The organism is Argonema galeatum A003/A1 (assembly GCF_023333595.1).
Lineage (GTDB): Bacteria > Cyanobacteriota > Cyanobacteriia > Cyanobacteriales > Aerosakkonemataceae > Argonema > Argonema galeatum.
On sequence record NZ_JAIQZM010000010.1, the window covers coordinates 143,636 to 161,999 of the forward strand.

Annotated in this window: 23 protein-coding genes and 27 tRNA genes; 9 read left to right on the top strand and 41 right to left on the bottom strand. The window is 43.3% G+C overall.

The genetic code is table 11. From position 1 onward, the window contains the following. Window positions 1-90 precede the first annotated feature (90 nt). From LAY41_RS13120 to LAY41_RS13280, 33 genes are all read right to left on the bottom strand, one after another. Entirely contained in the window at window positions 91-573 is a 483-nt protein-coding gene (locus tag LAY41_RS13120; RefSeq protein ID WP_249098177.1) for a hypothetical protein, read from the bottom strand. Window positions 574-665: 92 nt separating this feature from the next. Then, window positions 666-1,400: a hypothetical protein gene (locus tag LAY41_RS13125; RefSeq protein ID WP_249098179.1), complete on the bottom strand. Its 735-nt coding sequence runs from the start codon at window positions 1,398-1,400 to the stop codon at window positions 666-668. Window positions 1,401-1,553: 153 nt separating this feature from the next. Then, window positions 1,554-1,631: transfer RNA gene (locus LAY41_RS13130), tRNA-Met, on the bottom strand. 359 nt (window positions 1,632-1,990) lie between these two features. Beyond that, window positions 1,991-2,059: transfer RNA gene (locus LAY41_RS13135), tRNA-Asn, on the bottom strand. 425 nt (window positions 2,060-2,484) lie between these two features. Next, window positions 2,485-2,685 carry a hypothetical protein gene (locus LAY41_RS13140; protein WP_249068816.1) on the bottom strand — a complete coding sequence of 67 codons (201 nt, stop codon included), beginning with the start codon at window positions 2,683-2,685 and terminating at the stop codon, window positions 2,485-2,487. 71 nt (window positions 2,686-2,756) lie between these two features. Further along, window positions 2,757-2,957 carry a hypothetical protein gene (locus LAY41_RS13145; RefSeq protein WP_249098182.1) on the bottom strand — a complete coding sequence of 67 codons (201 nt, stop codon included), beginning with the start codon at window positions 2,955-2,957 and terminating at the stop codon, window positions 2,757-2,759. 204 nt (window positions 2,958-3,161) lie between these two features. Beyond that, window positions 3,162-3,926 carry a GNAT family N-acetyltransferase gene (locus LAY41_RS13150; RefSeq protein ID WP_249098185.1) on the bottom strand — a complete coding sequence of 255 codons (765 nt, stop codon included), beginning with the start codon at window positions 3,924-3,926 and terminating at the stop codon, window positions 3,162-3,164. Window positions 3,927-4,560: 634 nt separating this feature from the next. Then, a tRNA-OTHER gene (locus LAY41_RS13155) sits at window positions 4,561-4,643 on the bottom strand. Between the two features lie 5 nt (window positions 4,644-4,648). Further along, window positions 4,649-4,724 (bottom strand) — tRNA-His (locus LAY41_RS13160). Between the two features lie 6 nt (window positions 4,725-4,730). Further along, window positions 4,731-4,803: transfer RNA gene (locus LAY41_RS13165), tRNA-Ala, on the bottom strand. Between the two features lie 5 nt (window positions 4,804-4,808). Further along, window positions 4,809-4,885: transfer RNA gene (locus LAY41_RS13170), tRNA-Ala, on the bottom strand. A gap of 342 nt (window positions 4,886-5,227) precedes the next feature. After that, window positions 5,228-5,300: transfer RNA gene (locus LAY41_RS13175), tRNA-Arg, on the bottom strand. Window positions 5,301-5,306: 6 nt separating this feature from the next. Beyond that, window positions 5,307-5,380: transfer RNA gene (locus LAY41_RS13180), tRNA-Arg, on the bottom strand. Between the two features lie 5 nt (window positions 5,381-5,385). Further along, window positions 5,386-5,460: transfer RNA gene (locus LAY41_RS13185), tRNA-Val, on the bottom strand. Window positions 5,461-5,465: 5 nt separating this feature from the next. After that, window positions 5,466-5,537: transfer RNA gene (locus LAY41_RS13190), tRNA-Gly, on the bottom strand. Between the two features lie 8 nt (window positions 5,538-5,545). Continuing rightward, a tRNA-Gly gene (locus tag LAY41_RS13195) sits at window positions 5,546-5,616 on the bottom strand. Between the two features lie 4 nt (window positions 5,617-5,620). Continuing rightward, a tRNA-Thr gene (locus tag LAY41_RS13200) sits at window positions 5,621-5,695 on the bottom strand. 80 nt (window positions 5,696-5,775) lie between these two features. Then, window positions 5,776-5,847 (bottom strand) — tRNA-Lys (locus LAY41_RS13205). Between the two features lie 5 nt (window positions 5,848-5,852). Next, window positions 5,853-5,927: transfer RNA gene (locus LAY41_RS13210), tRNA-Lys, on the bottom strand. 155 nt (window positions 5,928-6,082) lie between these two features. Continuing rightward, window positions 6,083-6,156 (bottom strand) — tRNA-Gln (locus LAY41_RS13215). A gap of 4 nt (window positions 6,157-6,160) precedes the next feature. Beyond that, window positions 6,161-6,238, bottom strand: a tRNA-Gln gene (locus LAY41_RS13220). A 9-nt stretch (window positions 6,239-6,247) separates the two neighbouring features. Beyond that, window positions 6,248-6,322, bottom strand: a tRNA-Asn gene (locus tag LAY41_RS13225). Window positions 6,323-6,329: 7 nt separating this feature from the next. Then, a tRNA-Phe gene (locus tag LAY41_RS13230) sits at window positions 6,330-6,403 on the bottom strand. A 6-nt stretch (window positions 6,404-6,409) separates the two neighbouring features. Next, window positions 6,410-6,496 (bottom strand) — tRNA-Ser (locus LAY41_RS13235). 4 nt (window positions 6,497-6,500) lie between these two features. Then, a tRNA-Tyr gene (locus LAY41_RS13240) sits at window positions 6,501-6,582 on the bottom strand. Window positions 6,583-6,591: 9 nt separating this feature from the next. Next, a tRNA-Glu gene (locus LAY41_RS13245) sits at window positions 6,592-6,665 on the bottom strand. A 57-nt stretch (window positions 6,666-6,722) separates the two neighbouring features. Continuing rightward, window positions 6,723-6,787: transfer RNA gene (locus tag LAY41_RS13250), tRNA-Ser, on the bottom strand. A 22-nt stretch (window positions 6,788-6,809) separates the two neighbouring features. Then, window positions 6,810-6,881, bottom strand: a tRNA-Trp gene (locus LAY41_RS13255). 3 nt (window positions 6,882-6,884) lie between these two features. Beyond that, a tRNA-Ile gene (locus tag LAY41_RS13260) sits at window positions 6,885-6,959 on the bottom strand. A gap of 11 nt (window positions 6,960-6,970) precedes the next feature. Then, window positions 6,971-7,043 (bottom strand) — tRNA-Cys (locus LAY41_RS13265). 3 nt (window positions 7,044-7,046) lie between these two features. Continuing rightward, window positions 7,047-7,124 (bottom strand) — tRNA-Glu (locus LAY41_RS13270). Window positions 7,125-7,131: 7 nt separating this feature from the next. Then, a tRNA-Asp gene (locus LAY41_RS13275) sits at window positions 7,132-7,204 on the bottom strand. Continuing rightward, the gene (locus LAY41_RS13280) at window positions 7,203-7,847 is read right to left on the bottom strand and encodes a hypothetical protein (RefSeq protein ID WP_249098188.1); all 645 of its coding nucleotides are present in this window, start codon (window positions 7,845-7,847) and stop codon (window positions 7,203-7,205) included. Before LAY41_RS13280 ends, LAY41_RS13275 begins: the two co-directional genes overlap by 2 nt. Window positions 7,848-9,016: 1,169 nt before the next feature. On the opposite strand from LAY41_RS13280, the gene LAY41_RS13285 reads away from it, so the two are divergent. The 3 genes from LAY41_RS13285 to LAY41_RS13295 all read left to right on the top strand — a co-directional run bounded on the left by LAY41_RS13285 (window position 9,017) and on the right by LAY41_RS13295 (window position 10,079). Continuing rightward, on the top strand, window positions 9,017-9,211 hold the full coding sequence (locus tag LAY41_RS13285) for a hypothetical protein (RefSeq protein ID WP_249098191.1): 195 nt from the start codon (window positions 9,017-9,019) through the stop codon (window positions 9,209-9,211). A 221-nt stretch (window positions 9,212-9,432) separates the two neighbouring features. Further along, entirely contained in the window at window positions 9,433-9,648 is a 216-nt protein-coding gene (locus LAY41_RS13290) for a hypothetical protein (RefSeq protein ID WP_249098193.1), read from the top strand. Then, complete coding sequence (locus LAY41_RS13295; RefSeq protein ID WP_249098196.1) at window positions 9,636-10,079, top strand: type II toxin-antitoxin system VapC family toxin; 444 nt, start codon at window positions 9,636-9,638, stop codon at window positions 10,077-10,079. Before LAY41_RS13290 ends, LAY41_RS13295 begins: the two co-directional genes overlap by 13 nt. 25 nt (window positions 10,080-10,104) lie before the next feature. Here LAY41_RS13295 and LAY41_RS13300 read toward each other — a convergent pair whose 3' ends face one another. The 4 genes from LAY41_RS13300 to LAY41_RS13315 form a co-directional block, all read right to left on the bottom strand. Further along, window positions 10,105-10,527 (bottom strand): helix-turn-helix domain-containing protein, encoded by a 423-nt coding sequence (locus LAY41_RS13300; RefSeq protein ID WP_249098198.1) that lies wholly within the window; start codon window positions 10,525-10,527, stop codon window positions 10,105-10,107. A gap of 11 nt (window positions 10,528-10,538) precedes the next feature. Beyond that, the gene (locus LAY41_RS13305; protein ID WP_249098201.1) at window positions 10,539-11,300 is read right to left on the bottom strand and encodes a PspA/IM30 family protein; all 762 of its coding nucleotides are present in this window, start codon (window positions 11,298-11,300) and stop codon (window positions 10,539-10,541) included. 208 nt (window positions 11,301-11,508) lie between these two features. After that, window positions 11,509-11,898 (bottom strand): alr0857 family protein, encoded by a 390-nt coding sequence (locus tag LAY41_RS13310; RefSeq protein WP_249098204.1) that lies wholly within the window; start codon window positions 11,896-11,898, stop codon window positions 11,509-11,511. Window positions 11,899-11,914: 16 nt separating this feature from the next. Further along, on the bottom strand, window positions 11,915-12,373 hold the full coding sequence (locus LAY41_RS13315) for an HNH endonuclease (protein WP_249098331.1): 459 nt from the start codon (window positions 12,371-12,373) through the stop codon (window positions 11,915-11,917). A 506-nt stretch (window positions 12,374-12,879) separates the two neighbouring features. On the opposite strand from LAY41_RS13315, the gene LAY41_RS13320 reads away from it, so the two are divergent. The 3 genes from LAY41_RS13320 (at window position 12,880) to LAY41_RS13330 (ending at window position 14,028) form a co-directional block, all read left to right on the top strand. Continuing rightward, the gene (locus LAY41_RS13320; protein WP_249098208.1) at window positions 12,880-13,218 is read left to right on the top strand and encodes a hypothetical protein; all 339 of its coding nucleotides are present in this window, start codon (window positions 12,880-12,882) and stop codon (window positions 13,216-13,218) included. A gap of 161 nt (window positions 13,219-13,379) precedes the next feature. Further along, window positions 13,380-13,673: a hypothetical protein gene (locus LAY41_RS13325; protein WP_249068846.1), complete on the top strand. Its 294-nt coding sequence runs from the start codon at window positions 13,380-13,382 to the stop codon at window positions 13,671-13,673. A 34-nt stretch (window positions 13,674-13,707) separates the two neighbouring features. Beyond that, window positions 13,708-14,028: a type II toxin-antitoxin system PemK/MazF family toxin gene (locus LAY41_RS13330; RefSeq protein WP_338022984.1), complete on the top strand. Its 321-nt coding sequence runs from the start codon at window positions 13,708-13,710 to the stop codon at window positions 14,026-14,028. A 23-nt stretch (window positions 14,029-14,051) separates the two neighbouring features. Here the strand turns inward: LAY41_RS13330 and LAY41_RS13335 are convergent, their stop codons facing one another. Then, window positions 14,052-14,477, bottom strand: a complete 426-nt coding sequence (locus tag LAY41_RS13335) for a type II toxin-antitoxin system VapC family toxin (protein WP_249068847.1) — start codon at window positions 14,475-14,477, stop codon at window positions 14,052-14,054. Beyond that, window positions 14,474-14,704, bottom strand: coding sequence for a hypothetical protein (locus LAY41_RS13340; RefSeq protein ID WP_249098213.1), 231 nt, complete (start codon window positions 14,702-14,704; stop codon window positions 14,474-14,476). The genes LAY41_RS13335 and LAY41_RS13340 overlap by 4 nt, the downstream gene beginning before the upstream one ends. A 344-nt stretch (window positions 14,705-15,048) precedes the next feature. Here LAY41_RS13340 and LAY41_RS13345 point away from each other — a divergent pair, with 344 nt between their 5' ends. The 3 genes from LAY41_RS13345 to LAY41_RS13355 are packed head-to-tail and all read left to right on the top strand — an operon-like array spanning window position 15,049 to window position 16,286. Beyond that, window positions 15,049-15,501, top strand: coding sequence for a DUF6932 family protein (locus LAY41_RS13345; protein ID WP_249098216.1), 453 nt, complete (start codon window positions 15,049-15,051; stop codon window positions 15,499-15,501). Next, window positions 15,498-16,010: a helix-turn-helix domain-containing protein gene (locus LAY41_RS13350; RefSeq protein ID WP_249098219.1), complete on the top strand. Its 513-nt coding sequence runs from the start codon at window positions 15,498-15,500 to the stop codon at window positions 16,008-16,010. Before LAY41_RS13345 ends, LAY41_RS13350 begins: the two co-directional genes overlap by 4 nt. A 57-nt stretch (window positions 16,011-16,067) precedes the next feature. Then, the gene (locus LAY41_RS13355) at window positions 16,068-16,286 is read left to right on the top strand and encodes a DUF2283 domain-containing protein (RefSeq protein WP_249098224.1); all 219 of its coding nucleotides are present in this window, start codon (window positions 16,068-16,070) and stop codon (window positions 16,284-16,286) included. A 63-nt stretch (window positions 16,287-16,349) separates the two neighbouring features. Here LAY41_RS13355 and LAY41_RS13360 read toward each other — a convergent pair whose 3' ends face one another. Both LAY41_RS13360 and LAY41_RS13365 read right to left on the bottom strand, forming a co-directional pair. Then, complete coding sequence (locus LAY41_RS13360) at window positions 16,350-17,045, bottom strand: hypothetical protein (RefSeq protein WP_249098228.1); 696 nt, start codon at window positions 17,043-17,045, stop codon at window positions 16,350-16,352. Between the two features lie 266 nt (window positions 17,046-17,311). Continuing rightward, entirely contained in the window at window positions 17,312-18,250 is a 939-nt protein-coding gene (locus LAY41_RS13365; protein ID WP_249098230.1) for a DNA-methyltransferase, read from the bottom strand. Between the last annotated feature and the right edge of the window lie 114 nt (window positions 18,251-18,364).

The following is an 18,364-nucleotide window of genomic DNA, read 5'->3' on the forward strand; positions in this document are numbered from 1 at the left end:
CGCTGGGGGTTCAAACCCCCAGCTAATAGCGAAAGTCCATTAAAATGGACTGGAAAGAAATCTTTAGTCCACTTAAGTGGACTTTAGCTATTAGCCTGCGATTTGAATCGCAGGCGGGCTGCAAGCGTTGCAATTAGCTATCGATTTCAAATCAGGTTCAACCCAGTTTTGGCGAGCATTACAGGACATAAGCAACTGGCGACTGTAATATTCAAGTGGCAGATTCTTATTTCCGTAACTTTGAATAAGTTTGTTAGCAAGATCTACCATTGTGGAATAAGCACCTTCAGCCGCAAGATATCCGCTGATTATCCGAATCCAAAATAGAGTTATGGTTTCGTGATAGCCGCTGTTTGGAGTTGTTTGAATACCAACAGCAGCGTTGAACCGCATGATGCCTACACGAATGCAATGTGTTGCTTCTTGTTCCGAGTAATGAAACAGAAACCAAAGTGCAACAGTTAAGTGTCCCTGATGATTCCACTCCCATTGCGGTAGCTTACATTCTTTGAATGCGCGGACAAGACTTTCTATCTCACCCAGCGTTTGGTATGTCGCGGTTCTTACGCTCATAGTTGCCAGTTAGGGCGCGAAGTGAAAAATTGTGGCATTTAAGACCGCGTAGGCGGTCTTTGTTTCTGTAGCTGCGACTTTAGTCGTTAGGCTCAATTTTTAGTGAGTTGCTGCATGATGAACTTAATTTCCTTCTTGCTACACTGTTGTTTGCTGACAGCATAAACTTCCCTACCATACTCCTGCCATGCTATCCCAGTTTGGATACTGGTTTTCAGTACAACATCTGTAGGTTTCCCCATTGTTGGAATATCTTGCAGCGTGATTAAATACCACAAATCATCCAGTTTGCGATATTGATGATATGGATCGATAACCACCAAATCATCTCCCTTGTTGTGACGCTTTTTGATATCTTTATTTGGTTTTCTCTTGGCTAAACAGACAATTCCTGTATCTGGATGGACATAAAGCTCATCTCGCCAATAACCTAGCTGACGCCTTTCAGAGTATGAGTACCTCTTTTTGTTGTAAGGAACTTCATCAATTAACTCAACATCTCGTTCCACAAACTGCCATACATGAACGAGAAGATGTTGCCCAATTAGCGTTTTGGTTTCAATCTGCTGGCATAATTCCTTATAGACAGCATCCCAAGGTAGTCCTATTTTTGAATACAACCAGCGACGCAATGGCCCCAGATGGTCTGAGAAGTGTTTCGTGCGTTTCCTTATCTTGATCAAATAAGGAGATAACAAGCCATCTTCACTTGCTTCTTCAGTGATTTTTTGAAGTTCTTTCTTGTAGCCTGTCAGCTTCTTTGCACTTATCCTCATCCCTCCACGAGGGCGTTCGATGACAATTTCACTCAAGCGATGTTCGCTCATCAATCAACCTTTTCGATTTATGTGAATTGCTGTTTTGAGTTGAATTTTGGTAAACGTTTTTGATGAAAAAGTAGTTTAAAAGCATTTTCTTCTCCTTTTTTTTAGATTGGTTATGATTAAAAACACCCCGCGCAAGTTGAGAAAGCTGTGTGTTCACACGCGGGATTTGAACCCGCGAACCCTTGCGGGTTGCTTGATTATGAGTCAAGTGCCTTAAACCACTAGGCTAGTATGTAAGCTTTCTCCATTAGGGCGCGGAATAAAAAAAAGTTTTGAGTTTTGAGTTTTGAGTTCAAAATCGCAATTTTGGAAGGTTGCTTCGCACAAGTTGAAAAAGCTAGGACACAACTGCCGCTCTTACCAGTGTTAACCTGGCAGTGGGCACGCCTTTCTCATCTCAATGAGACTTGAAAGGATATCGCTTGTTCGATCGCTCGAACATCGCTACCTTAGGGCCGTTATAGTTACGAAAAGTGTGTATGCTTCTTCTGTCTGGGTGCGAAGTAGAAAACATAATGGCAATGAGCCGATCAACATAACTATTGATGGTAGTTAAAGTCACTTCGCGCAAGTAAAGAAAGCTGTTTGTTCATACACGGGATTTGAACCCGCTACCAGTCGATTAATAGTCGATCGCTCTACCAATGAGCTAGTATGTAAGCTTCCTGAGTTAGGGCGCGAAGTGAAACTTTTTACTACCTTTCTATCTACCCCGCACAAGTCAATAAAGCGTTTGACATTAGCGCTCTATCCGTTGAGCTACAGCCGCATTTGGTGCAGCTGGTAGGAGTCGAACCTACAACCTCCGGTTACGTAGACCAGATGTATGTACGCTTCGTTCGTTAGGGTGCGGCATAGAAGAAAAGTTTTGAGTTTTGAGTTTTGAATTAATTGTTGAATTCAAAATCACAAATTTTAAAACGTTGTTCCGCACAAGTTAAAAAAGCTTTTAACAACTTCTAGTGCGTTTACCATTCCGCCATAAAGACCGTAGTCTTTAGTGGGAATCGAACCCACAATCCTTTCGGAGCTAGACCTAAATGTGTGTAGAGCTTTTGATGTCAGGGTGCGGAACAGCCTGTTGTTAGCCGTAAACAGCTTCTGGACGTACAATTAAATCGCCGCCCGGTCTGCGATCGACTATGTAAGGCACAAAGCGATCGCGATTTACGTCAAAGTGTTGTGAGAGGCGTTCTTTGACAGCAGTATCGTTCATCCCAGGTGCGATACCCAGATGATTTTCTGCAATATCGTAGGAACGTCCTTCAAAGCGAATGTGAACCATCTGAGTACCTCCTTTATCGATTTTAGATTTTAGATTTGCAATTCTTTTTCCAACAGATTTGCTGATGATTTTTACAACAAGAAACGCCGATCCAAATGATATTCGTGTCTGATTTTACGGATTGACTCAGTAACTTTTGTCTGTCTGAGTTGTGCAGAACTTTCTTGCTCTAATTCCGTTTCAGATGGGTTGTAACTGATCCGAGGCGGCTTGGTTTTCGATACAGACTGAGGGTTGGATAAACCAAACAGTCTGCTGTAAAGTAGCAACATGATAAGACCGTCTCTGTTAAGAGACTTTTTGATGAACGTTGGCTGTAATTTTGAATTACTATTCAGTTTTCAAGGTTCGGATTGGGCATTTCAGGCAAGGGTTTTTGCCTGTGATTTGATTCCCATACCATTAATACTACATTACATACTACAAAACTGTCAAGGGGTTGGAAAAAGTTTTTTTTCTGGGCGATCGCCCGATCGCTAAACATCCTTAACGTAAGATATCGAACTGTAAAGCTTGCGAAAGCCTACCGACTCGTAAAGCTGGCTAGCATTGTTGGGATTTTGGGTATCGACGCCAAGTTTAGCCGTATCCATTCCGGCAGCTTTCAACTGCTGCATTCCCGAAAGCAACATCGCTCGTGCTAGTCCCATTTTGCGGAAACCGCGCCGCGTACCCAGAATACCTATCCAGCCTTCTTTGCGTCCGGTGCGATCGTTATCCTCTGGGTGAATAGCGCAGTAGCAAAAGCCTGCGAAGGTTCCATCTGGTGCAACAGCAACCAAATCCAATTCGGGTTTGTAATTGGGTGTAGTCAGTGAATATTTAACCGGCTCAACGGTTATATCATGGTGATTCCAGTGGTCGATAAAGGTTTGGTTGTACATCTCTACCCAAGCTTCGGCGTCTTGATGACTTGCTTGGCGCAGAGTAAAACCTGGTGGGAATTGCGGTTCTGGAATCGGTTCGGCGAGACTGCGTTCCATCGTCAAGAAATAGCGATCGGCCCTGAAACCACAACTTTCTGCTACTGTGATGTAGTACGGTTTGTCATCGCGAACATGGCAGCGCAGTTGTACGCGCACACCACGCTCTAATCCAACCTCGCGCATTCGCTGCTCACCCCAAGCAAAAATCTCCTTTTCCAGACTGCCACCACGAGCGCTAGGATGGACGCGATACCAGAGCCAGCCATTGATTACCTCGCCTGACTCAGGAATCCCCAACTCACCGAAGCCAATCAACTTGCCGTCTGCATCTTCCCAAAGACGGATATCTCGCGCTTTATCTAGAGATGGTACGTCAAATTCTGGGGTCTTCCGTACTTAGTGTGCCAAACGATTAGTTTTTTTGTGTCCTACGCGCAAAGCTTGGCAGGGATTTCAAGGTGATTGCCCATCCGCAGCAAGTTGCCATAACCAAGCTTTGGGTGTAAATAACTCAACGCCTTACGTAGCAAAGCCTTGAGGATAAATTTAAGTTAACTTAGCACACTAAGTACGGAAGAGCCAAAAAACCACCCTTGCATTCGATCCTGATATATCAATCTGGCAGCAGTTTCGTTATTAAAATCAAGTGGCCCTTCATCTGATTTTGCACTTGTTATCTCGCTAGTTTTCCGGTCTAGTTTGAATCTGGGACTGACCTGAATTACATCTGACATATCAGCTTATTCCTTTAGACTACCCAATGCCATCACAAGCAAACCAGGCGATTGCAGGCGCACGATCGACTAACTCTCAACACAATATTTTGACACACAATTTTATTCTTCTACTATAAAGCTATGCACTTACGAGCAATCCACCGGGAAGGTACTGCCCCTTCTACCTCTGCGTTATCAGCACAGTGCCTCGCTTCTCGGCTTCCGGTGGAAAAAGGAAGATGGAGGAATCGAACCCCCAGGTGTTACCCTGCCCTGGTTTTCAAGACCAGTTGCCGTCCATTCAGCGGCATCTTCCATAAGGGTGTCTGGCCGGACTTGAACCGTGCTAATAACTAGCTTCACAGGCTAGCGTCTCGACCACTTCGACTTCAGACACCATCAGTGGAATCAAGGAGAATCGAACTCCTAACTTCTTGCGTGCAAGGCAAGCGCTCTGCCAATTGAGCTATGACCCCATTTTTGGTGGATACTGGTCAGAATTGAACTGACATCTTTCTACTTGCAAGGTAGACGCTTTACCAGTTAAGCTACAGACCCATGTTTTAGCGATCGCGTAGCGTGCCGTAGGCATATCGCACTTAGATAAAATAGCGTGCAAGTTACCAGAGCATTTTGCGTTTTCTCAGCTACTAGAGGGGCTCCGCCGATGAGTTGTTACACACTCTTTAAAGGATGGCTACCTCCAAGCCCACCTATCGGGTTCTTCGCACTCCCCGTTTGCAAACGCCCACTGCTTTTTGACAGCGTTACTTTTCCTCTCGTACTAAAGTATGTAGGCTCTCGGATGTTAGGTCACGCTTTGAAATGCGAAATGCCATTTGTGCAAAAATTAATAAATCAATTTAACTCACCTCTTTTAAACAAAACTAAAGTTTCCAGCGGGAATGGTAGGACTTGAACCCACACAAACGAAGGTAGAAGCTTCGCGCTCTATCCATTGAGCTACATTCCCACAAAGCGAGAGTGGTAGGACTTGAACCCACAACATCCAGATTCGTAATCTGGTACTCTATCCAGTTGAGCTACACTCTCATAATTGGTAGTCCTGACAGGATTTGAACCCGTAACACCTTGCTTGTAAGGCAAATGCTCTACCGTTGAGCTACAGGACTACGGAAGCGGATGACGGGATTTGAACCCATGCGCTGAGTGTGGCGCACTCAGATGCTAGCCACTACATCACACCCGCATTTTTGAAGCGGACAACGAGATTTGAACTCGTGCCTAGAGTTTGGAAGACTCAGATGCTACCGCTACACCATATCCGCATACTGGAGCAGGAGGCGAGATTTGAACTCGCATAGGCAGTTTACAAGACTGCTGTGTTGCCATTGACACCACACCTGCATTTTGGTGGCAGGGGCAGGAGTTGAACCTGTCTGATATTCAGGGTATGAACCTGATTGAATTCGAGTGGCAGAATTCAATGGGCGCTACAGGGGTTGAACCTGTGTCAGCCGGAGTAAGAGTCAGGAGCATAACCGTTCTGCCAAACGCCCATATTTGGTAGGTCGCCCAGGGGTTGAACCTGGATAAGTCTGCTTAAAAGGCAGCTGCATATCCGCTCTGCCAACGACCCAAGTTGGTACTCCCGACAGGATTTGCACCTGTAAAAAACTAGGATCTCGGCCTAGCGTGTCTGCTAATTGCACCACGGGAGCTAGTGAGATTTGAACTCACACATGACTGTTTTTGAGACAGCGGCCTCTTCCAGTTGGGCTACAGGAGCAAAAGCTGGGAAGGAAGGAATCGAACCCTCAAACACTTGATCCAAAATCAAGTCGCTTTACCTATTTGCGTACTTCCCAATATTGGCTGCCGGGGCAGGGCTTGAACCTGCATAACTCCTATTTCAGAGATAGGGGACTTTACCGATTCGTCTACCCGGCAATAAATAAATGGCTGCCTCAGTAGGACTTGAACCTACAACATCGCGGTTAACAGCCGCTCGCTCTGCCATTGAGCTATGAGGCAATGCCAGTCCCCCAGGTCAGTATCGAACTGACGACCTCTTGTTCTTCAAACAAGCGCTGCTACCAACTGAGCTACCAGGGGATAAAACGGAGAGGGAGGGATTTGAACCCTCGACGGGTGTTAAACCGCTCTTTCTTAGCAGGAAAGTGCCATAAGCCACTCGGCCACCTCTCCAAAATGGGTCGGGCAAGATTTGAACTTGCAACGCTTTAAGCTACTGTTTTACAGACAGATACCTACACCAATAGGTGAGCCAACCCAAATTTTGATAGTGCTGACGGGACTCGAACCCGCAATCACGTGGTTGAAAGGCACGTCGCTTAAACCATTTGCGTACAGCACTGTAGTGGATTTCAACTGCGTGCAAGTTTGAAAAGCTTTTTTATTAACCTCCAAATTTTGGCGGAGGTTGTAGGAATCGAACCTACTTCGGTTTTGCAACCGTTATCCAGTATGTAAGCTTCCCGGATGAGGACACGCAGTAGAACGCAGAGACTAGGATTTGAACCTAGAACATCGATTTTGGAGATCGAGATGTTGCCTGTTACACCATCCCTGCATTTGGTTGCAGCGGCGGGACTTGAACCCGCATTAACCAAGGTATGAGCTTGGGACTTTGCCATTAAGCTACGCTGCTATATCACGCCAAGGTCAGAGTGGGATTTGAACCCACGCTTGTCGGTTTTGCAGACCGACGCCTTACCAACTTGGCGACCTGACCATTTGGTAGTCCCGACGAGGTTTGAACTCGCAATCTTCACCTTGAGAGGGTGACGGCTTAAACCAATTCGCCTACGGGACTATTTAAGCGAGGCTGACGGGTCTCGATCCCGCGACCTTCGGTTTGACAAACCGGCGCTCTCCCAACTAAGCTACAGCCTCATAAATTGAGCAGTTTATCCCACCTTTCTTCGTCTTGCTCTTGAGGAACATGACAGGTTTTACCCTTGACTTCCTCAAATGACAGAACGTAAGCTGTGTCTGAGAAAAAGCAGTAGCCGACTACAAAGTCGAATTCTTCTTCTCGATAACACCTAAACTTGGTTCTGCCATCACTACAAAGTAGGGGAATGATTGGCATACCTCGATTGTCGATCCGAGCAAACTTGACCTGTAGTTTTAGGTGTTTGCCGCTAGGACTCTCGACTACCCAATCTGCGGTTCCGCCGTCGAATAACGATCCATAAACCTTGAATCTGTGCAAGGCTAGACGAAATAGGACAGCAGCTTCAGCGATACTGCTCTTTTGATATGTGGTTAGCTCTTGATCGCCTAATGCCTTGTGAAATTTAGACTCTGTTGGCCTCTGACGCTTGCGTACAGTTTTAATGTAGTTTTGCAGCTTTTCATAGGCAACAGCTTGTTTTACTTCCCTGATCTCCTCTGGGAGAGGATATGGTTTCAACCAATTACTCAGTGTTCCTTTCGGCACTCCCGTTTGCTGGTGAATTTCCCTAAGTGATAGGTGTTTTTTCACTCGCAGTTGGATTACCTTTGCTTTTACTGAGCTTAAATCTTTTGGCATTAGACTATCTTTTATGAATCAACGACTTAATAAGAGATTAAATTAAATCGCTGGTTCAGAAAACAAGCTAACCGCACTTGTTACAGCTAGGTATTTTCTACCTCCACTGTTAACTTCTTTGCTTAAACAATGAAATGGGTGAATTATTTAGTTTTCAAGGTTCGGTTGGGCTTGGGGTGAGGCTTTTGGCTCTCTCTCCCTCGCCATATACTTATACTACATAACGTACTACAAAGTGTCAAGGGTTTGGGAAAATTTTTTTTTGGGAAAGTGGTGCTGTTGGCTATAAAGCAATAATGGCAAGGGTTACAGGGTAATGAAGGAGCGATCGATATGGTTGCGGCACACTACAAGAAGGCAAGCTTTAGTCCCAATCTGGTTTCACGAGAGGGTTCTGAGGATACTGAGGGATACTACAAGGTAGTGGGGCAATAGGTTGGTTGGCGATCGCACTATATATATAGGACTTACGCAATATTTTTTGTTTCGCCCCCCCTAGCCCCCCAAATCTGGGGGGAACAGGAGCTTACTCCCCCCAGATTTGGGGGGGCAGGGGGGGCTAGTACGATCGCACTATATATATAAGAAGTACGGTAAGTTGAGAAAGTGGGCGATCGCGCTGTGGGACAGGTAGGAATAGGCGATCGCGCAACCCGATCCCTTGAAAAATCAGATAATTGTTAAATTGCAGCTATAACTCACTGTGGGTACTTGTTGATAATACTGAGTTCGTTAATTCAGTGTAAATTCGCATTTAATTTACGAGTAATATTTTTATAATTCTGGTATGTGCGGGTGGTGATGAAGAGATCGAGATTGTGAACGCTACGCTATTAGCGTTTGCGATCGAGCTTATCAAAGAAAAATTAATAGGATTTGAAACTGGGAAGCTCAGCGTTTTAAAGGTTTTTGCCCAGTAAGAGGCGGATTTGTCACCAAAAAGTATTAAAATTCCCATTGAATTGATTTTGCCGATCCTTGGGGATAATACCTTGGGGGGATGAAATTCCCTATTTAGGGCTTTTGACCAAAAAAGAGTCCAAAAAATGCGGAATTTGTTACATAGCGCTGTTTGTTTAAGTGCAAATCTCGTTCAACATTTAAAAACAAAAGTAGGAAAAATTCTTACTTTTGAGAGGTCTAGAATTAGAAAGCTTGGAGGATATATTATGGGATACTACGATTTTAACGACCATTTTTGGTCACCGAAAGAGGTTTGCGGTCAATTACCGCTGAAAACCTGTAAAAAACGAGTTTGGGGAATTTGGAAGCTGACTGGATCTGTTGCGGGTGCGTTTTCACGTAAATACGATCGCGTTTCAGCGGATGTGAGCGGAAATCGCGATCGCATTCCTCCAGATTAATGCCTATCTAGGTGTTGTGCGGTTATGGTGACATCGCTGCGGGTCTTTCGGAATTATTATGCGAATGTTCAACACAAACATTTTGTAGTAGCACGGCATCATCAGTATGTCGGTCATACCAAAATTTTAATTACCTGTGCTACTACGACCGCATATTTGACAAGGGAAGAACCAATTTATGTATGTTAAATTCAGGACAAAGCGATCGCAGGAGAAGGTCAATGTCTAACTATACCGAAGTCTTGAAACAAGCAAGAGAACTCACTCCAGAAGAACAACTGAAGCTGATAAACGATTTGATATCAGTAGCTCGTCACCAAGTTACGGCTAGACCAAGGCGTAGTATTCTGGAGTTGCGGGGGTTGGGTAAGGAAATTTGGAAAGGTATTGATGCTCAAGAATATGTAAATCAGGAACGCGACTCATGGAATGGTTAATTCAGCTACAGGGGCAAATAGTTGGATTAGATAGTGCGCCCTTGATTTACTATATTGAGGAAAATCCAATTTATTTGCAGATAGCAGACGCTTTCTTTGAGGCGTTGAATCGCCGTGAGTTTAGGGTTGTTACATCTGTTTTAACTCTATCGGAAGTGCTTGTCTATCCTTTGCGACAAGGAAACGTAGCATTAGCCCAGGAATATCGGGACATTCTTTTTGATCAGCAAGGTTTGACTACTATTGAAGTTTCTTCTGATATCGCTCAAACTGCTGCACAACTAAGGGCAGATTATAATTTGCGAACAGCAGATGCAGTTCAAATGGCTACGGCTATTCATGGGGGTGCTTCGTTTTTTTTGACAAATGATGCACGTTTACCTTCTTTACCGGGGCTAACAGTTTTAGTTTTGGAACAACTGAGAGTTTGAGCGATTTAGCTGAAGTGCAATTGTTTTACAAAAAGAGCGCAGGTGATACGTGTAAAAATTCTCCTAGTGCTTTGGCTTGATTCTTACTAATGCTTCTTTTGCCATTAATCACCTCTGAAGTGATACCCTTATAACCAAAAACTTTTATCAAATCCTTTTGTTTTAGCTCTTTGGCTAGCATCAATTCCTTCAATATCTCATGAGGGGTTGCAGCTTTGAGTTGATAATGCTTATCTTCATATTGTTCGATGAGGGTGACTAGCAAATCAAACACTTCGGCTTGCTCATCTGTCAGTTCTTCACCTAAATCGATGAGCTTTTCTACCTCTTTTACGAGGCGCTTATGCTCATCTTCTGTATGAATAACTCTTGGCAAGGTTTCAGCTACTAATCTTGTGTACTCCTTTTTATTCAACGTGATATTTATTTTTTCCATGTCTTTGTTCATCTTCTGTATATTTACAGCCTATCTATTTGCTTTCGCAGTTCTTCTAAATCTTTGTCAACTGCTGAACCTGATGAATAGGAAGATGCTTGGGGATTAGTTTCTTCGGTATTGGAAGTAACTTGTTTAGGAAAATTTTCCAATAACTGCTCTTTCAGTTTCATCAATTCATCATCCAAATCTATATAATCATCTAATTGAATCGATGCAGGTTCAGTTTTAATTTCGGTATCTACTAATCCACTTTTAATAGAAAAATTTTGCTTTAAAATATCTCTTACTTCTTCTAAAGATGCAACATTCAATTTTAGCATTTGAGAAATAGCTGTTTGCTGTTGAAGCAGTTGAGACTTCATATCTTCCAAATCGGATGCTATTTTACGTATTCGAGTTTCTAAATGATTGCCAGACAACTCAGATACCGACTGAGAAATGGGTGGTAGCTGGTTAGCTTTTTCTTCTGTCAAAGGTCTACCACTATTATTCATAGGAGTATTTAATGTATTAAGATGAGTTTTAAACTTACTTTTGAGTTTAGCAACTCTTTGTTTTTGTTCATCTAATATTGTTTTTAAATTACTAGCCTTTTTAGTCAATACCTCTTTATAAAACTGAATTTTCTTAAGGGCTGATTCATCATTTCCTACCTTTAAAGTACGTTGATATAGGCTTTCCCATTTATCTGCTTCAGCTTGTGCTTTTTTATAATCTCGTTCAGCAATTGTGAGGGCGTAGATGTTTCCAGCAAGGGCCGATCGCAATTCACTAGCGTCCATAGCTAAGTATTGTTTGTGCTAATAGGTTATTTTACGGAATTATACCATATAGCAACCGCCTTGGCGGTTAGGACATTCTGAATTGCTGAAACGTTGGCGGATTCTAAACTCTTCTTCCCTAGTCCCTAGCTATACTATGATTCTCGCTCCGCTACCAACCGAAAGCAACAAAAAGGGATGAGCATTTTGCTCATCCCAAAAATTCATTTTATTCACTCACGCAAGAAGCTCCAAGTTGCGCTTCTTGCCAGAGTTTGAACAAGAAGAACTCCGTTCGATCGCTCATTGAGACGACGAACACACCTTCATCTTTGTCAGTACCCGCCGAAACCCAAGTTCCGTGCAAGCTGACTTCGACATATTCTGCATCGCAAGCACATAGAGAGATGATTTCAGAGTCTTCGCGCCACGCCTCTGCTTCCAGACGATCGATCCCTGGTAAGTCGGCAGGCAGCAAAAACGAAGCCGTGCTAGGTTCGACACAGATATGCCAACCAGCTCGCAGCGACAGAATCACTCTTGCCGTGACCCAATCTTCGAGGAATTGAGCCAGACGCTCTAGTTGAAAGCTATTTTCGGTGTAAGTGAGTTTCAGCATGATCGGGTATCTCCCGCTACTCCAGATTTTCTTGCTGTTGTTCGCGCCAGAACTGTTCGGCAAAAGTGACAACTGGGTGCATTGGTGCTTTCGGTTGGGTACGGAGTGGCATTCCAGCTTGTACAGGAGTGCGATCGCCTTTCCGAGAATTACACCTCTCGCAGGCAGTAACTACGTTATCCCAACTGTGTTTTCCGCCTTTTGACCGGGGAATTACGTGATCTAGCGTTAAATTTTTGGTGCTACCGCAGTATTGGCAGGTGTAACGATCGCGCCGCAGAACCTCACGCCGATTCACCGGCGGCACATTCCACAGCCTTTCGTTACCAGGGAAAGTCAGACGGATCTGTTTTGGCACGTCGAACACCACAGAAGGCGATCGCACTTGCCATCCTTTCTCCTCCGTATGAGTCAGCGGTTCCGCCTTCCCACTCACCAGCAAAACAATTGCACGCTTGATATTGATTCGACTCATCGGCAGGTAGTTCTTGGAAAAAACTACTACCGACTGGGTTAAGACATCAGTTGGGTTACGCCTATGAGGTTGCGATGCGATCGTCACGACTTCACTCCTTATACAAAAACCCCCGCCTCTGTTTGGTTAGAAGCGGGGATTGGAAGGCTTTGGGGTCTTCTTGTCCTATATAGGTACAGTTACTCTAAGTCTGTACCTCCCGCTTCGTTTAATTGGATCTCCGGCTAGATTGGGCCGATGATTGCCGATCGAAAAATCGTCTTTTATCTCTGTTCCTTGTTCTCCTAAACCATAGATCACCCTAAACAGGCCATGCACGCCAATACCCCCGCCTAAGCGCCATGAGGCACTTCTACCAACGCCGAAGCGATTGGCCGGGGGCATTTGACTGGAAAGGGACTGTTGGTTGTTCACAGGAGTAATTGTTGAAGGCTGTAAATTTTAAATCTTACTTTTAAAATACTACACTTGTATTATAGATTTGTCCACCCATCTGGAGAAAAATTATGCACGCCTTAACCCGTACCGCCACCACCGACATGGACGTTACCAGCATACGCTTGGAACGAGACTTAAAAGATAGACTCAAAGACTTGGCTGGCAACCAAGGCTATCAAGCGCTGATTCGCGAAGTCCTGTGGAATTACGTCCAACAGAAATCGGGTGGCTATAAACCCCAGTTTTCGAGAGCTGACATTCGGGCAAGTATTCCAGCTACAGCGGAACGAGAAGAACGTTGCGTCCTCACAGGCCAGTTTATTCGACCACAAGAACCTATGTTCCTGGGACTAACGGGCCACGGAGAGTTGGTTCCTCTCAGTGTGGAGAGTTTAGCCGCCAGTTAAAGGTTGTCGTAAGTTTAGGAGTAGCGCGATCGCCACAAGGCGCGATCGCCACATAGCGTTTTCTAGTTTCTCTGGTTCCCAGGTTCCACCTGGGAACACAGGCAAACCTATCTAAATGAATCTCCGGCACGCTACGCGAACGATAGGGGTAAATTGAAGTCGTGAAATCAACTTTATATATAACGGCAAAAGTTTTGCCAGGAAACAGAATTGAAATTCAATCTCCCAGCCTTTCGGTGGGAGAAACTGTCGAAGTAGTTATTCTAGTTCCAGAACCTACTCCTGATTCTGTTGAAGATCGATATCTTTCCTTAGAACAACGTCAAGATTTCTTAAAATTACCAATGGCTGAACGCAGAGGTATTCTCGAAAGTCAAGCCGAGACAATGCTTGCTCACTATCAACAAGATTCTGATTGGAAGGAGTTAATGTCAGGTGACATCATTGACTACTAGCTCCGATATACCTAAACGTGGAGAAATTTGGTAGATTGACTTCGATCCTACTGTTGGTGCAGAAATTAAGAAAGTGCGTCCTGCCGTTGTCATCAGTTCTGATGCAGTAGGTAAACTTCCCATCAAACTTATTGCTCCTGTTACAGACTGGAAACCATACTTCTTACAAAATTTCTGGCACGTAAAAGTTGAACCCGATGCCACGAATGGTTTAACCAAAGTTTCTGCAATTGACACTCTGCAACTGAGAGGTGTAGATTTACAAAGATTCATCCGCAGACTGGGTAATGTATCTGAGCTTACGATGTCAGAGATCGCTGTTGCCATTGTTTCTGTAATCGAATTCGAGGTCTAACTTGTCTGCGTCCCGATCGACTACTATCTATCTTGCGCCCGCGATCGCTGCAACAACTCATGAATTGACAACACAGGTACAGGCGAATTCAAAAATCCTTGTGTATCGCGTGTCAAAATACCATCTAATCCTTGTATAACGGCACAAGCAATTTGAACAGCATCTTCAAAATCAACTAAACCAGATCTGAACGCTGATTCCAAGACTGCTCGATTAACTGGACAAATCACCATAGCAGTCATTGTTTCTGAAACTGCTTGCCGCGCTAGCGAGACACTGCGAGTGTGTCTTCGGGAAATATAAAAAATATCTGTAAGCGTTGTCGCTGTTACATATCCAACGACACGACCAGAATCGATCTCCTGAAACAACTGTTCCGCCTCCTGAAAAAACGGCTCTCGCTGCAACAGAAAATCTAGGACAATGTTGGTATCAACTAAGACTCTCACTGAAGAAACTTCTCCACCCGTCGCTGTTCTAACATCGCAGCCACTTCTTCATCCGTCGGTGCTGACCGGTCTGTTTTTAACAAGCCTCGCATTCGTCTAATCGCGCCAGAACGATCGGACTCAGAAATTGGTGTGTCTTGTAGGGACTCAATAATAGCGCTCACCAGTGCAAGGCGATCGCTGGGTGGTAGCTTGAAGACTTGCTCTTTCAATTCTTGTCGCAACATAGATGGCTCTTACGATCGAAGGTGTCTACTATCCAGTATGAACGATCGTGCGCTCTATTTATCCTGAATCATTGCTTTTAGATGAGCCAGAATTGCGAGACAGAGGTGTGGCAGGCGATCGATCGCCTACGGCCCGCTACGCGATCGCATTTCCGATGAGGCGTTGATGGGTGAGGGTCGCGTGTATAGAGGTGGTTTGCACAAGCTGGAACCGAGGAAACTAGGTAACGCTCTAAGTGGTAAGATTCTTAAGGTTTTCCCCAAAATAAGCGTGCCTAAGTTATAAGGATAATTGTGGTACGCGAAAAAGCTGGACAATCAATTTGTGGAGTGGGTGTGAGGAAGTGATTGCAGAATTTGATAAAAACGGCAATCTACCACCAGGGGTTCATTTTTGCGAATGGGACGAGTTTAAAGATAGATTTGGTACAAATTCTAAGAGGCGGCGGATGATAGATGGTTTGGAACTAGCAATGACCCAATTAAAAGCAGCAGGTTGTAGAACCATTTATATTGACGGTAGTTTTGTCACCAGTAAAGAAAAACCTGGAGACTTCGATGCTTGTTGGGAAGACAATGGGGTTGATATAGATTACTTGAAATCCATTGCTCCTACCTTATATAATTTCGCACTGCGACGTGCCGAACAAAAAAACAAGTATAAAGGTGAAATTTTTCCATCTAATTACCCAGCTAATGATTCGGGAACAGCCTACATAGACTTTTTCCAATTTGATACCAGAACAAATACGCGCAAAGGAATTCTTGCTATAGATTTACCAAGGTGGAAACCATGATAAAAAACGAGCAACAATATCGTAACTCCTTAGATTGGTTACGGCGATTTGAACAGTCTGTAGCTGAATTGGATAATAATGAAAACTTGAAAGCTGACCAGACGCGCTGGCAACTTCATAGAGACTCATATCAAAGTCAAGTTGATGAATTAAAGTCAGAAATAGCTGAATATGAAAGACTGATTAATTGTGATAAGAGCCAGCCGATTCAAATTAAAGTTGAGAGCATAAATAAGTTACCTGATGGTTTAATTAAAGCCAGAATAGCAGCCAAAATCAGTCAGCAAGAACTAGCTCAAATACTAGGAATTGAAGAACAGCGAGTTAGGCAGTACGAAGATACAGATTATCAATGTGCCAGTTTCGTAGAAATCCTCGAAGTTAGCACAGTTTTGGGTGTGGAATTTGAAACGGCTGTGATGCGGGTAGATTTTGAGGAAATAGAAGCTGTTAAACAAAGTGCAGAGAAATGGCGAAAGGAAAAAGTGAGTACAACAGCTAAAACCTGATAAATGTTAGTGAGTTGTCCTAAAAGTGGATTGTTAGAACACCAGAGGTAAAAGTTTATGAAGATTAGTTATGATTCCGAAATTGATGCTCTCTACATTAGACTTGTAGAAGGTAAGCATCAGTGTCGTACTTTACAGTTAACTGACGAAATTGCTTTAAATATTGGGGAAAATGAGTTATTGGTAGGCATAGAAGTTTTAGATGCTACACAGGTTTTAGGTACTGGAAGTATGCCTAATGTAGTGCTAGAAAATATATCTTTTAGAGTAGCTTAAATAGGGAAAGCGATCGCTCTAATTTTAGCAGTCAAGAGTCAGCGAAGGCATTATTGCTATAGACTATTCTTCCCTTTCCTTGTTTTCGCCTTCTTCTATTTCTACCTCTTCTAGGGACTGTCCATCTCTACTGAGCAAATTCCAAAGATCGTCATAGAAAAAATGATCGATAGTTTGAATGTGCTGTGAGAGCAACGGATCTGTAATCATATTCGGTCGAATATCACAGTAATACACACCATCCAATGGATTTAGCTTGATAGTGTAAGCTTTGAAATGCCCCGGCAAAAAGGTAGCATTAATGCCATAGCGGTTCTGTTGCTTCGTTTTCTTTCTTTGCACATCGTTGAGGAAAATTGCAATATGAGGTACATCGGTATTAGTCAATTTATTGTACAAAAACTTATCTACAAAAATTTTGTCAATACGATCTTTACTTGAAGTTTTTACCGAACCAATAATTTTGAGTTCATCTTCTTCGCTGATCAACAAGTCGTGTTGATAACTGGCATGAAACAAAACTTTACCGTTTTCGTCTTTAATTGGAACTTGTGCTGTTCCAGCGACACAATCTATATTTAAATCTGAAATTATGAGACGGATTAAACGCTCAAAAAGATCCCCATTTACTTTGCGAGCTTGATTAGATCTTCCTGAAGGTAGTGCATCGAGAGTAGCGCCGATTGATTGCTGAATCGTGTAGATAGTACAAATTAAAACTTGCCTCAATCCATCATCAGGTAACTGTCGATCGCGCAACTGTTCTAGAGCTTGTAAAAACTGAACAGAATTAGTTTAAAATACAGATTCCTCATACATCAAAGATGTATTAATTGGGCGCGTAATATTGTAATAGCCATCACTCTGATACTGATAAAACTGGTAGTGATTCTCGTTCTGCGAAACAATTCTAGCTTGCAAACCCGTCTCAATAAATTTTAGGTAGCTCTCACAAAAAGTTATGTAATCCTGAATATTTTGAAATCGTTTTTTATCAGTTGCATGATTGACTAAATCTGTTAAGTTCATCTTATAGATTCTCGTCTTTCTGCATTTTTAAGATCGAGAGAGATCCATTCTTCTTTTGTAATTCGACGAACATTTTCTATACGTCTGAATGCCCAATCGTTGTATTCCATATTAAGATCGCATCCCATCCAATAACGATTTAGTTGTTCTGCAACAACGAGAGTTGTTCCTGAACCTGAAAATGGATCGATAACCAAATCCCCTTCATTAGAGGACGCCATAACAAATTTCCTTAATAACTCTTCGGGTTTTTGCGTGGGGTGAGGTGTTGTTTCACCCATACCGTTACAAGTAGTAGGAATCTCTAATACATCTTTAGGCTTTGCACCTTTTGGATTGGGTGTCCAGTTGTCGTGTTTCTTTGTTGCACCTTTCCCGTAAGCACTTGTTTTCGCTTGCGGATGTGAAGGATATTTCAAAGTATGTGCGCCATAGGGAATTCGGACATCATCAATATTTAGTTTGACACGATCGGATTTACGAAAGTGAATAATGCTTTCATGCGATCGCCCCCAATCCCTACCTAAATTCGCTTTATTTTTATAGTGCCAGATTAACCAACGGCAACTCTTAAAATACTCTGATGTTGGATGCTTTAGGTCAGCTAGAATTTCAGAAAATCCACAAATATATAGAGATCCTGTTGATTTTAGAATACGCGAAGCTTCGCGAACCCATTGAAGTGACCATTCTATGTACTGCGCTTGATTCTCAAAGTTATCCCAATCCGCTTTTTTAATGTTATAAGGTGGATCTGCAAAAATCAGATTAACACTCTCAGACTCAAGAGATTTAAGCCAATCAATTGAATTACCTTGATAAAGTTGCCCATGAGGATGTGAATATTGCAGTTGAAAACCTTGTGTTAAAGGTTTTAACTCTTGTTCCCTAATTTGTTGTGTCTCACTTACAACCTCTAGGGAGAGTTGCATCATGTTCAAAGCTTTGTTAGAACTGACCACTCTCGTTTATCCCTCGCTACCAGTGCAAACGACTAGGGACATATTATACACCAAAGAACGGCCTGAAGTTGCCACTCTAGTCAATGG